Genomic DNA, 12,311 nt, shown 5'->3' on the forward strand with positions numbered 1-12,311 from the left:
TATGTCTGTAGAAGTCCGCGTCCCCACGCTGGGGGAAAGCGTCACCGAGGCGACGGTCGCCACCTGGTTCAAGAAGCCGGGTGACACTGTGGCGGTCGACGAAATGCTCTGCGAGCTGGAAACCGACAAAGTGACCGTGGAAGTGCCCTCCCCCGCTGCGGGCACCCTCGCCGAAATCGTGGCCGAAGAAGGCACCACCGTGGGCGTCGATGCCCTGCTCGCCTCGATCGGCGAAGGCGCAGGTGCGGCCCCGGCCGAAGCGCCCGCGGCTGCCTCTGCCGAGGCTCCGGCCGCGGGTGGTGGTGAGAGCGTGGATGTCATGGTCCCGACCCTTGGGGAAAGCGTGACGGAAGCCACCGTCTCGACCTGGTTCAAGAAGGTGGGGGATACGGTCGCTCAGGACGAAATGCTCTGCGAGCTGGAAACCGACAAGGTTTCCGTCGAGGTGCCCTCGCCCGCGGCGGGTGTGCTTTCCGAGATCGTGGCCGCCGAAGGCACCACCGTGGATGCCACGGCCAAGCTCGCGGTGATCGGCGGGGCCGGCGCGGTCGCGGCACCTGCGGCACCGGCTCCCGCACCGGCGGCGCCCACCGCCTCCGCCAAGGATGTCGAGGATGCGCCCTCGGCCAAGAAACTGATGGCGGAGAACAACCTGTCATCGGCGGATGTTCAGGGCACCGGTCGCGATGGTCGCGTCATGAAAGGCGACGTGCTCGCCGCCATGGCCGCCCCCAAAGCTGCTGCTCCGGCAGCGGTTGCCGCGCCGCGCGCGCCCGTTGCCGCAGATGATGTGGCCCGCGAGGAGCGCGTGAAGATGACGCGCCTGCGTCAGACCATCGCAAAGCGCCTGAAGGACAGCCAGAACACCGCCGCCATGCTCACCACCTATAACGAGGTGGACATGACCGAGACCATGGCACTGCGGAAGGAGTACAAGGACCTCTTTGAGAAGAAGCACGGCGTGCGCCTCGGCTTCATGTCCTTCTTCACCAAGGCCTGCTGCCACGCGCTCAAGGAAGTGCCCGAAGTGAATGCGGAGATCGACGGTACGGACATCGTCTACAAGAACTTCGTTCATATGGGCATCGCCGCCGGGACGCCCACGGGCCTCGTAGTGCCGGTCATCCGCGACGCAGACGCCATGAGCTTTGCCGAAATCGAGAAGGCCATCTCCGAAAAGGGCAAGCGCGCCCGGGACGGCAAGCTCTCCATGGCCGAGATGCAGGGCGGGACCTTCACGATCTCCAATGGCGGTGTCTACGGCTCGCTGATGTCCTCACCGATCCTGAACCCGCCGCAATCGGGCATCCTCGGCATGCACAAGATCCAGGACCGCCCCATGGTCATCAATGGCGAGATCAAGATCCGCCCGATGATGTATCTCGCGCTGAGCTACGACCACCGGATTGTGGATGGCAAAGGCGCTGTGACCTTCCTCGTTCGCGTCAAGGAAGCGCTGGAAGATCCGCGGCGTCTGTTGATGGATCTGTAAGAAACAAGCCCCGGCGTTTCGCCGGGGCAGCCTCGGACCCTTTGGGACGCTCGCATGTCGCTGACCCTGACAGCATTGAGGTGGATGATCGCTCTGGCGATCTTTGGGCTGGCTGTCCGCATTTTCGCGGCCTTCTTTGGTGAGGCGACGGCAGCTCAGGTCACCATGGCAACAGCAAACGTCGCAATTCTTTGGGGCTTCTTGGCTGCACTCAAAAGACCCATAAAATGGGTCGCCTATCTCGCGCTCCCACTGTGCATCTTGGATGTCTTTGGGGCCATGTCCGGCGGCTTCGCGCCAGAAAACGCAGTAAACATGGTCGACGCCATTTTCTCATTCGTCGCCGCATGCGGTCTGGTGATCTGGATGAGTGAACAACGGAAGGCGCCTGTCCGATGACACCCGAACTTACTGTCCTTGCCCTCGCGGCCCTGCTCCAAGCGGTCCAATTCACCTTGTTTTCCGTTGCGGGCAACCTGCAAGTCGGATCCAAAACAGCCCTCGGCCCCCGCGACCAACCGATCCACCTCACAGGCATCCCCGGACGCTTCCAACGCGCGATGAACAACCATTTCGAGGGGCTCATCCTCTTCACCATCGCCGTTGTCGTGGTGACCCTTGGGGAGCAATCCACACCCTTCACCGCCCTCTGCGCCCATACCTATCTGATCGCGCGGATTCTCTACATTCCGGCCTATGCCCAGGGCCTGGCCCCATGGCGCTCGGTCATCTGGTTCGTTGGCTTCGCCGCCACCATCGCGATGATCCTGGCAGCGCTCCTATGACCTCATTGTTCCCGAAATACTCCGGGGGAGTCGCGCAGCGACGGGGGCAGCGCCCCCTCAGCCCCCGCCCGCCCATGAAAGGACCTCTCCATGGCAAGCTATGACGTTATCATCATCGGTTCCGGCCCCGGTGGCTATGTCTGCGCGATCCGTTGCGCGCAGCTCGGCTTGAAAACCGCCTGTGTCGAAGGGCGCGAGACCCTTGGCGGCACCTGCCTGAATGTGGGCTGCATTCCGTCCAAGGCGCTGCTGCATGCTTCGCATCAGTTGCACGAGGCAGAGCACAACTTCGCGAAGATGGGCCTCAAGGTTGCGCCCAAGGTCGATTGGAAACAGATGCTCACCTACAAGGATGACGTGATCGGCCAGAACACCAAGGGCGTCGAGTTTTTGTTCAAAAAGAACAAGGTCGACTGGCTGAGGGGCTGGGGCTCGATCCCCGAGGCCGGCAAGGTCAAAGTCGGTGACGAGGTCCATGAGGCCAAGCATATCATCATCGCCTCGGGCTCTGAGGCGGCCTCGATCCCCGGCGCCGAAGTGACCATCGACGAGAAGGTCGTCGTGACCTCCACCGGTGCTTTGGAGCTGGGCAAGATCCCCAAGCGCATGGTCGTTGTCGGTGGCGGCGTGATCGGGCTGGAGCTCGGCTCGGTCTATGCCCGCCTCGGCACCGAAGTGTCCGTCATCGAGTTCATGGATGGCATCACCCCGGGTCAGGACATGGAAGTGGCGCGCCAGTTCCAGAAGATCCTGACGAAGCAGGGCCTGAAATTCATCCTCGGCGCCGCAGTTCAGAAGGTCGCCGCAACCAAGACCAAAGCCACGGTCACCTACAAGATGCGCAAGGATGACAGCGAGGAAAGCCTCGAGGCAGATGTCGTCCTCGTCTCCACCGGACGCAAACCCTATACCGAAGGCCTTGGCCTCGATGCTCTGGGCGTCAAACTGACGGAGCGCGGCCAGGTCGCCACCGATGGCAGCTACCGCACCAGCGTGGCCGGGATCTATGCGATTGGCGACGTGATTGACGGTCCGATGCTGGCCCATAAGGCCGAGGATGAGGGCATGGCCGTGGCCGAGATGATCGCCGGCCAGCACCCCCATGTGAACTACGACGTGATCCCGGGCGTGATCTACACCCATCCGGAGGTCGGCAGCGTCGGCAAGACCGAAGAACAGCTCAAGGCCGAAGGCATCGACTACAAGGTCGGCAAGTTCTCTTTCATGGGCAATGGCCGCGCAAAAGCGAATTTCGCCGCCGAGGGCTTTGTGAAGCTGCTGGCCGATGCCAAGACCGACCGGATCCTGGGCGCCCATGTGATCGGGCCCATGGCAGGTGATCTGATCCACGAGGTTTGCGTGGCCATGGAATTTGGCGCCGCGGCGGAGGATCTGGCCCGGACCTGCCATGCGCACCCGACCTATTCCGAGGCCATGCGCGAAGCAGCTCTGGCCTGTGGCGATGGCGCGATCCACGCCTGAGCAAGGCGACATCTGCAAACGACAAAGCCCCGCGCCATGGCGCGGGGCTTTGGATTTCTGGCCTCCGGCGGGGATATTTCCGGACTTAAGTCAGGCCCTCAAACCGAGAGGCAGATGTATTTCATCTCGAGGTATTCTTCGATCCCGTGGTGGGAGCCTTCGCGCCCGAGACCCGATTGCTTGACCCCGCCAAACGGCGCGCTCTCGGTTGAAATGATCCCGGTGTTCACGCCAACAATACCGTATTCCAGCGCCTCGGAGACCCGCGTGATCCGCCCGATGTCACGGGCATAGAAGTACCCCGCAAGGCCAAAGATCGTGTCATTGGCCATGGCGATGACCTCGTCATCCGTCTCAAACCGGAAGAGAGGCGCCACGGGACCAAAGGTTTCCTCCTGCGCGACTTTCATCTCCTGGGTCACGCCAGTGACTACGGTAGGGGTGAAGAAAGTCCCCCCCAGCGGATGCGGCTCGCCACCTGTGATCACATCACCACCCTTGGCACGCAGATCGTCCAGATGGTCCTGAACCTTTTCCACGGCGGGCATGTTGATGAGCGGGCCGATCGTGACACCCTCCTCGAACCCGTCGCCGACCTTGAGCGCCTCGACCGCCTTGGCCAGCTTCTCGGCAAAAGCATCATACACGCCATCCTGCACGTAAATCCGGTTCGCACAGACACAGGTTTGCCCGGCATTGCGGAACTTGCAGGCCATGGCGCCCACGACCGCCGCATCCAGATCCGCATCATCAAACACGATGAAGGGCGCATTGCCCCCGAGCTCCATGGAGCATTTCTTCACCTGCTCCGCCGCCTGCGCGAGCAGGATCCGTCCGACCTGGGTCGAGCCGGTGAAGGTCAGTTTGCGCACCGTGTGGTTCTCACAGAATTCCTTGCCAATGGCCGCGGAATCGTTGCTCGGCACCACGGCAAAGAGCCCCGCGGGGATCCCCGCGCGCTCCGCGAGGACTGCCAGCGCGAGGGCTGAGAGCGGCGTGTCTTCGGCCGGTTTCGAGATGAACGCGCAGCCTGCCGCCAGCGCCGGGGCGGCTTTGCGGGTGATCATCGCCACGGGGAAGTTCCACGGCGTGATCGCCCCCACAACCCCCACGGGCTGCTTGATCACCTGGATCCGCGCATCGGGGAGATGCGCCGGAATGGTCTCGCCATAGATCCGCTTGCCTTCTTCGGCGAACCACTCGACGAAAGAGGCTCCATAGCCGATCTCGCCCTTCGCCTCGGCGAGCGGCTTGCCCATCTCAGCGGTCAGGATCCGGGCCAGATCCTCGGTATTCTCGGTGATCAGGTCGAACCAGCGGCGCAGAACGTTGGCGCGATCCTTGGCCGTGCGCGCGGCCCATGCCTTTTGCACCGCATCGGCGGCGGCGATGGCGCGCGCGGTCTCGGCGCGGCCCAGATCCGCCACTTCGGCGATCAGGTCCCCCCGGGCCGGGTTGCGCACCGGGAAGGTCGCGCCGCTATCGGCCTCGATCCAGTCACCACCAATATAGGCCCGCGTTTCCAGCAATGTCGCATCGCTGAGCTGCCCGCGCAGATCGGTCACGGTATCAAGCATTCTGGACCCTCCCTCGTCACTTGTGCCAGACCAAGAGCTAGCCGCGCCGGAAGGCGAGGACAAGAGCAAGGAGCAGAGCAGATGGATTGGAGCGCCGCTTATGACAATGCCGGGTTCATCCCCGAGGCTGCCGGGTATCTGACCCGCTGGCCGACGGAGGCGGCGGCCTTTCGCGCCGAGGCGGCGGGGCGGTTGGACCTGCCCTATGGCGCGGGGCCGCGGGAGGCGTTTGATCTCTTCACGCCCGAGGGTACGCCCGAAGGATTGGTGATCTTCGTCCATGGCGGCTATTGGCGGCGCTTTGACCGGACGGATTGGTCGCATTTCGCTGCCGGCCCGCTGACGCGGGGTTGGGCGGTGGCGATGCCGAGCTATCCGCTCTGTCCCGATGTGACGATTCCAGAGATCACCGATTGCATCCGGCGCGCGGTCGAGGCCGCGGCGGCGGAAATTCCCGGGCCGATCCGGCTCACCGGGCATTCGGCGGGCGGGCATCTGGTGGCGCGCATGCCGGCAGCAGAGCTCGCGCCCGAGGCGCTGTCGCGGGTCGAACGGATCTTGCCAATCTCCCCGGTCAGTGATCTCCGTCCGCTCCTGCAGATCGATCTGGTCGAAACCCTGCGCCTCACGCCGGAGAGCGCCGAGGCCGAGAGCCCGCGTCTTGCCCCTGCTCCGGATATCCCGGTGGATGTCTGGGTCGGGGCAGAGGAGCGCCCTGTCTTCCTCGATCAGGCCCGTTGGCTGGCCGAGGCCTGGGGCGCGGCCCATCATGTGGCGACCGGACGGCACCATTTCGACGTGATCGATGATCTGCGCGATCCCGAGAGCCCGATGGTGGCGGCCCTGCTGGCCTAGCCGGGCAGATCGACCCAACAGGGCAACACATCCTCCGGCGCCGGGCGGGCCGCATGTACGCCACGTGCAATCGCCCGCGCCAGGCAGAGGGACGCCGCATGCCCCAGGAGCAGCGGATCAGACGCGCGCGTCCCGAGCGAGGCCGCGAAGACCAGATCGCCATCCATGGGCGTGTGAGACGGGACCAACGCCCGGGCCATCCCATCATGGGCCGCCACAGCCATGCGTGTGGCTTGAGCCTGGGTCAGGGCGGCATCCGTGGCGACGATGGCAATAGTCGTCGCCGTGCGAGCCACACCCTTGATCGGGGGCAGCGCGGTCGGATCCGCTGCGCCCAGACTGAGGCCGCCGAACTCATCGCCAATCTCAAAGGGTGCAGCCCAGAATTGGCGCGTCCCCGGGACGGTTGCGGAGCCCAGCGCGTTCACCGCCACCAAAGCCCCGACCGTCGCTCCATCGGGCAAGACCAGCGAGGCGGAGCCGAGCCCGCCCTTCAGGGTCGCAGTCAAGGCTCCGGTCCCCGCGCCCTTGGACCCCAGGTCAAACTCGGGCGAGGCGTCCTCCAGCGCCTCCCGCCCGAGCCAGTTATAGGGGTTCACCATCCAATCCTTGTCGCCACCATTCAGCAGGTCAAAGAGGATCGCGGCGGGGACGATCGGGACCCGCTGACCGCCCACATCAAAGCCCCGTCCCTTGGCGCGCAGAGCATCCGCCACGCCCGAAGCCGCATCGAGCCCGAGGGCCGAGCCCCCGGACAGGACGAGGGCATCGACCTGCTCCACGGTTTTGTCTGGCGCGAGAAGATCCGTTTCCCGCGTTCCGGGCGCGCCGCCCATCACATGGACCCCCGCGGTGAAGGGCGCGTCGGCGGTCACCACCGTGACGCCGGATTTCAGCCCGTCATCCTCGGCACTGCCCACAAGCAAGCTGGGCACATCCGTGATCAGGTTCCGGGCGCCCGGGCGCATGGCTACCCCGCTCATGCGCGCCTCAGGGTCCCCTGGGCAAAGCCCAACGGAGTGAGCCGCGCGCTGCCGGGGAAGACGCCCGCATCGGGCATCATGAGGACCAGCGTGTCGTCCTCGTCCAGCGCCACCAGCAACCGCGTGACCGTCTCGGGTGGAAAGAACCCCTCCAGCCGTTTGCGGATCCCGCGATCCTGCAGCACTTCGATCTGGTCGAAATCGAGATTGGGCGCCTCGTCGAGGAGATGGGCGAAGACCAGAGGCTGGCTCTCGAAGGTGCCGGCGAACACCGCGATATCCGCGGGCAGGTCCTGCGGCCCGCTCATATGCAGCGCCCTCCGTCGACTTCCATGGCCACGCCGGTGATCATGCTGGCCTCGTCCGAGCAGAGGAAGGCCGCGGCATTGCCCAGATCCTCGGGCTGCGAGAACCGGCCCAGCGGGATGGTCGACAGGAATTTCGCACGCATCTCGGGCGTGTCCTCCCCCATGAAAGAGGCCAGCAAGGGCGTCTCCCCCGCCACCGGGTTCAGGGCGTTCACGCGGACGCCATGGGGCGCAAGCTCCACCGCCATGGCCTTGGTCGCCGTGATCATCCACCCCTTGGAGGCATTGTACCAGTTCAGGTTCGGGCGCGGGCTCACCCCAGCGGTCGAGGCGATGTTCAGGATCGCGCCGGATCCCCGCGCCTTCATCCCGGGCACGAAATGGCGCGCCGTCAGATAGACCGACTTGGCATTGACCGCGAGCACCCGGTCGAACTCGTCCTCGGTCACCTCTTCCATGGGTTTCGGCAGATGGGTGATCCCGGCATTGTTCACGAAGATATCCGGCGCGGGATGGGCTGCGGCCAAAGCCGCAACGCTGGCCCCATCGGCCACATCCACCTCTGCCGCGATGCTGCCAAACTCCTCGGCCACATCACGGGCGGCCTGCAGGTTGATATCGGCAACGATCACCGAGGCGCCCTCGGCGGCGAATTTGCGGACGATCCCGGCCCCGAAGCCGGAGCCCCCACCGGTCACGATTGCGGTCTTTTCAGCCAAGCGCATGCTGGTTCCTCCCCTTGGGACCAAGGTGCTCAGGATCCCCGCAGCGCGCAAGCCGAAACGCAAAACGGGCGCGCCGAGGCACGCCCGTCAGAACCTCTATGCCGCGCGATTACGCGGCGACTGTGCCTTCCACGGCCTCGGCCTGGCGGCCATTGCCGATGGCGATCCGGCGCGGTTTCAGCGCCTCAGGCACTTCGCGCTTGAGATCGATATCGAGCATGCCGTTCACAAGGCTCGCCCCGGTCACACGGACATGGTCGGCGAGATGGAAGCGACGCTCGAAAGCGCGGGTGGCGATGCCGCGATGGAGATAGCTGCGCTCAGCCTCATCCTCGGGCTTCTTGGCGGTCACGACGAGTGCGTTCTCGCGGACCTCGATGTTCAGATCGTTCTCACCGAAGCCAGCCGCAGCGATCGAGATGCGATAGGCATCCGCGTCGGTCTTTTCGATGTTGAACGGGGGGTAGCTCGGCTGGTTGCCGGCATCGGCCCGCATAACCCGGTCCACAAGATCGGCGAAGTGGTCAAAGCCAACAGTGGCGCGGTAAAGCGGGGACATATCAATAGATCGCATGGTCATCCTCCTGGAGCGATGTGCGGTGTTCAGGCCCCCCATCCGGGGCGACCTTGGTTGAGATACCGGACCCGATTGGCGTCCGATGACATTGATCTGGGGATGTGGATTTGGGCTTTCAAGAGGGGGGACGCGCATCACGGGCGCAGAAATTTCGCCCCTGCCCCTTGCATGGCGCGGTCCCGGGTCAGGGTGCGCACCTTGGGGGCCTCGCGCTTGAAAACCCCATCGGTTTCCGCGAGATGGCCGCGCAGATCCTCCACGGCGGTTTCGACCTTCACGGCGAGTGCGACGCGCTCCTCCTTGTAGAGGGACTTGGCCGAGATCACCGAGACGACGCGCGGCACCCCGTTCAGCCAAGCGAGGACCGGCGCCCCGGAGGAGCCGAAATCCACATCGCAGGAGAGGACCTGCACCGCCTCCTCCCGCTCCAGCACGCGGCAGGAGGATTGGAGCGAGGGTACCTCCTCCCGGTCGCGGGCATAGGAGACGAGCGCCACCTCGTTCAGCCAGCGCGGGGTCTGGTCCACGATGAGCGGCGTGATGTTGGACTGCCGGATCGGCTGGGCCAGCTCGAGAATGGCCAGATCCGTGGCAACCCGGTGCAGGGTGTCCGGATCCCCGAAGGTGTAATCGGGATGGATCGCCGCGCGCCGGATGCTGCGATAGGCCGCCGCGCGCCCATTGCGCAGCCCCGGCTTGAAGGTGATATCCTGGGCCCGGACCCGCTCCCCGCTGCGCTTGTCGAACAGGCAATGGGCCGCCGTCAGAACCAGATCCATGCTGACCAGCGTCCCGGTGCAGAACCCGGTGCCGCCGATATCGAGCCGCCCGACCGCCTGATACGCGCGGACGGCATCCGCCGTCTCCAACGCTTCGAGCGGTTCATCCGCCAAGGCCGCAGGGCCCTGTGCAAAAAGCGGGGCCAGAAACAGGGCCAGAACACAAGCCTTCAGAAAGGATACCACACCACACTCCGTCCACGACCGATCCAGGGTGCAGGCACCCTAGCGCCGGTTTAGGGCGGAAATCAGGCAGCCTCCGCCGCGACCAGTGCCTGCGGCTTGGGACCCCCGGTCGCCCAATCGATCAGCTCGACCGTATGCACGATCGGGACCTGCGTGCCAGAGCCGATCTGCATCATGCAGCCGATATTCCCCGCGGCGATCAGATCCGGCGATTTGGCCTCCAGCGTCTCGACCTTGCGCGCCTTGAGCTGGCCCGAGATCTCGGGCTGCATCAGGTTATAGGTCCCCGCCGAACCACAGCAGAGATGGCTGTTCTCCGGCTCGACCACCTTGAACCCGACCCGACGCAGCAGGTCCTTGGGGAAGGTCTTGATCTGTTGGCCATGCTGCAGCGAGCAGGCCGCATGATAGGCCACCGTCAGGCCCTGGCTGAACTTCTCATGCTCGGGCACCTCAAGCCCCATGAGCACCTCCGAAATGTCCTTGGCGATCCCGGCCACGGCTGCGGCCTCTTTGGCCAGCGGCTCATTGCGGAACATATGGCCGTAATCCTTGACCGTGGTGCCGCAGCCCGAGGTGTTGATGACGATGGCGTCGAGCCCCTCGCCCGCCATCTCCCGGTGCCAGGCGCGGATGTTATGGGCTGCCGTCGCGTGGCTCTCGGCGGTCTTGCCCATATGGTGCGTGAGCGCCCCGCAGCAGCCCTGCCCCTCGGCGATCACCACCTCGCAGCCCAGCCGCCGCAGCACCCGGATTGTCGCGTCGTTGATATCGGTGTTGAGCGCCCGTTGGGCACAGCCGGTCATCAGCGCCACGCGCTTCTTGCGCGGACCAATCGCGGGAAAGACCTGCGGGTCGTCATTGCGGCTGACAGGCGGGATCGTCTTGGGCGCCATGTCCAGCATCGCGCGCAACCGGGCATCCGGCACAAAGCGCTTGAACGGTTTGGCGATCTTCGCGCCCAGCATCGCCACCCGGAACCGCATGGGATAGGGCAGGATCCGCGCCAGGGTCCAGCGCAGCAGCCGTTCGGTCAGCGGGCGCTTGTAGGTCTCTTCGATATACTCGCGCGCGTGATCCACCAGATGCATGTAGTTTACGCCCGAGGGACAAGTGGTCATGCAGGCCAGACAACTCAGGCAGCGGTCCACATGCTTGACGGTCTTCTCATCCGCCGGGCGCCCCTCCTCCAGCATGTCCTTGATCAAATAGATCCGGCCTCGTGGGCTATCGAGCTCATCGCCCAGCACCTGATAGGTCGGGCAGGTCGCCGTGCAGAACCCGCAATGAACGCAGTTGCGCAGGATGCCATTGGAATGGGCCGTGGCCGGATCCTTGAGCTGTTCGGGCGTGAAATTCGTTTGCATGAGTGTCTCCCTGCTCTGCGGTCAGGCCATCAGGCCGGGGTTCAGGATGCCCTTGGGGTCAAACTGCGCGCGCAGCCGGGTCTGGATCGCGGCCAGCGGCGCAGGCTCGGGTTGGAACACGGGCCGTGCGGCACGGGTCTCTTCGCTGGCGCGGATCAGGGTCGCATGACCCTGGAAGCCCTCGGGCAGCTTGGCGCGCAGGTCGAGCCCTTCGGGCACGCGCGCCCAAATGAGGCCACCACCCCAATCATAGTAGACCGCTCCGCCCAGCCCTGCGACCAAGGCCCCAAGCGCGGGCCCAGCCGAGGGTTTGACAGAGATCCGCCAGATATCCCCATCCTCCGCGCTGAGCGGCGCCACGTCTCGCAACCCCTGCCACAGCGCCGCGCCCGCATCTCCACTCACGAGAGTCACCTGCCCAAACCGCCCCAGCACGGCGCGCAGCTTCTCGGTGCGATAGGCGACCGAAGCCTCAAACCCCTCGATCCGCACGCAGGTCTCAGGCCCCGAAGCGCCCTTGGGAAGATGCGCCGCCCCCGTCACCTCATAGGGGGCGCCCAAAGCTGCGGATAAGGCGCCGACCGCATCCGCATCGGACAGGCCATGCACCACCAGCGTCGCCTCGGTTTCCGGCTGCGGCAGCACCTTGAAGCTCACTTCGGTCAGGACCCCGAGCGTGCCAAAGCTCCCCGCCATCAGTTTCACGAGGTCATAGCCCGTGACATTCTTCATCACGCGACCGCCGTTCTTGATGACCTCGCCCTCGCCAGAGACAAACCGCACCCCGATCAGGCTGTCGCGGCAAGCCCCGGCCTGGATCCGGCGCGGGCCGGAGATATTGCCCGCGACGACACCGCCAATCGTCGGCTCCCCTGCCTGCCCCAGCAGCCCGCGATGGTCCATGGGCTCAAAGGGCAGCCTCTGCCGCTCCGCCGCCAGCGCCGCCTCGATCTCCGCCACCGGCGTGCCGGCCTGGGCCACAATGGTCAGCGCCCCGGGCTCATAGAGTCCGATCCCCGACAGCGCCGCCGTGGACATAACCTCCCCCGCCACGGGTTTCCCAATGGGCCGCGTGCCCCCACCACGCACCCGCAAAGGTGCCTCTGCAGCCGCAATCATTCCGGCCAGATCGGCCTCGCTCGTCGGTGCCAGCATGGGCCCGCCCCCTCATTGTTCTTGAAATACTCCGGGGTGA

Annotated in this window: 13 protein-coding genes; 5 read left to right on the forward strand and 8 right to left on the reverse strand. The window is 65.2% G+C overall.

What is annotated here, in order from left to right; translation table 11 throughout:
• Position 1: 1 nt before the first annotated feature.
• The 4 genes from odhB (at position 2) to lpdA (ending at position 3,759) form a co-directional block, all read left to right on the forward strand.
• Complete coding sequence (gene odhB / locus ACP153_RS03620) at positions 2-1,492, forward strand: 2-oxoglutarate dehydrogenase complex dihydrolipoyllysine-residue succinyltransferase (RefSeq protein ID WP_424969603.1); 1,491 nt, start codon at positions 2-4, stop codon at positions 1,490-1,492.
• A gap of 54 nt (positions 1,493-1,546) precedes the next feature.
• Positions 1,547-1,891: a hypothetical protein gene (locus tag ACP153_RS03625; protein ID WP_424969604.1), complete on the forward strand. Its 345-nt coding sequence runs from the start codon at positions 1,547-1,549 to the stop codon at positions 1,889-1,891.
• Entirely contained in the window at positions 1,888-2,277 is a 390-nt protein-coding gene (locus ACP153_RS03630; RefSeq protein WP_424969605.1) for an MAPEG family protein, read from the forward strand. The genes ACP153_RS03625 and ACP153_RS03630 overlap by 4 nt, the downstream gene beginning before the upstream one ends.
• 90 nt (positions 2,278-2,367) lie before the next feature.
• Positions 2,368-3,759, forward strand: coding sequence for a dihydrolipoyl dehydrogenase (gene lpdA / locus ACP153_RS03635; protein ID WP_424969606.1), 1,392 nt, complete (start codon positions 2,368-2,370; stop codon positions 3,757-3,759).
• A 98-nt stretch (positions 3,760-3,857) separates the two neighbouring features.
• Here the strand turns inward: lpdA and ACP153_RS03640 are convergent, their stop codons facing one another.
• A complete protein-coding gene (locus ACP153_RS03640; protein WP_424969607.1) occupies positions 3,858-5,336 on the reverse strand; it encodes an NAD-dependent succinate-semialdehyde dehydrogenase in 1,479 nt (492 codons plus the stop codon).
• Positions 5,337-5,417: 81 nt separating this feature from the next.
• Here ACP153_RS03640 and ACP153_RS03645 point away from each other — a divergent pair, with 81 nt between their 5' ends.
• Positions 5,418-6,191, forward strand: coding sequence for an alpha/beta hydrolase (locus ACP153_RS03645; RefSeq protein WP_424969608.1), 774 nt, complete (start codon positions 5,418-5,420; stop codon positions 6,189-6,191).
• On the opposite strand, the gene ACP153_RS03650 is transcribed toward ACP153_RS03645, so the two are convergent.
• The 7 genes from ACP153_RS03650 to ACP153_RS03680 form a co-directional block, all read right to left on the reverse strand.
• Positions 6,188-7,159: a P1 family peptidase gene (locus tag ACP153_RS03650; protein WP_424970004.1), complete on the reverse strand. Its 972-nt coding sequence runs from the start codon at positions 7,157-7,159 to the stop codon at positions 6,188-6,190. The two genes, ACP153_RS03645 and ACP153_RS03650, sit on opposite strands and share 4 nt — an antisense overlap.
• An 11-nt stretch (positions 7,160-7,170) precedes the next feature.
• On the reverse strand, positions 7,171-7,482 hold the full coding sequence (locus ACP153_RS03655; protein ID WP_424969609.1) for a hypothetical protein: 312 nt from the start codon (positions 7,480-7,482) through the stop codon (positions 7,171-7,173).
• On the reverse strand, positions 7,479-8,207 hold the full coding sequence (locus ACP153_RS03660; RefSeq protein ID WP_424969610.1) for a glucose 1-dehydrogenase: 729 nt from the start codon (positions 8,205-8,207) through the stop codon (positions 7,479-7,481). The genes ACP153_RS03655 and ACP153_RS03660 overlap by 4 nt, the downstream gene beginning before the upstream one ends.
• A gap of 109 nt (positions 8,208-8,316) precedes the next feature.
• A complete protein-coding gene (locus tag ACP153_RS03665) occupies positions 8,317-8,781 on the reverse strand; it encodes an Hsp20 family protein (protein WP_424969611.1) in 465 nt (154 codons plus the stop codon).
• Between the two features lie 137 nt (positions 8,782-8,918).
• Positions 8,919-9,749, reverse strand: coding sequence for a trypsin-like serine peptidase (locus ACP153_RS03670; protein ID WP_424969612.1), 831 nt, complete (start codon positions 9,747-9,749; stop codon positions 8,919-8,921).
• A 62-nt stretch (positions 9,750-9,811) separates the two neighbouring features.
• Positions 9,812-11,116: a glycolate oxidase subunit GlcF gene (gene glcF / locus ACP153_RS03675; protein WP_424969613.1), complete on the reverse strand. Its 1,305-nt coding sequence runs from the start codon at positions 11,114-11,116 to the stop codon at positions 9,812-9,814.
• Between the two features lie 21 nt (positions 11,117-11,137).
• Positions 11,138-12,271 (reverse strand): FAD-binding protein, encoded by a 1,134-nt coding sequence (locus ACP153_RS03680; protein ID WP_424969614.1) that lies wholly within the window; start codon positions 12,269-12,271, stop codon positions 11,138-11,140.
• Between the last annotated feature and the right edge of the window lie 40 nt (positions 12,272-12,311).

Source organism: Dinoroseobacter sp. S76, assembly GCF_049801095.1.
Taxonomy (GTDB): domain Bacteria; phylum Pseudomonadota; class Alphaproteobacteria; order Rhodobacterales; family Rhodobacteraceae; genus Dinoroseobacter.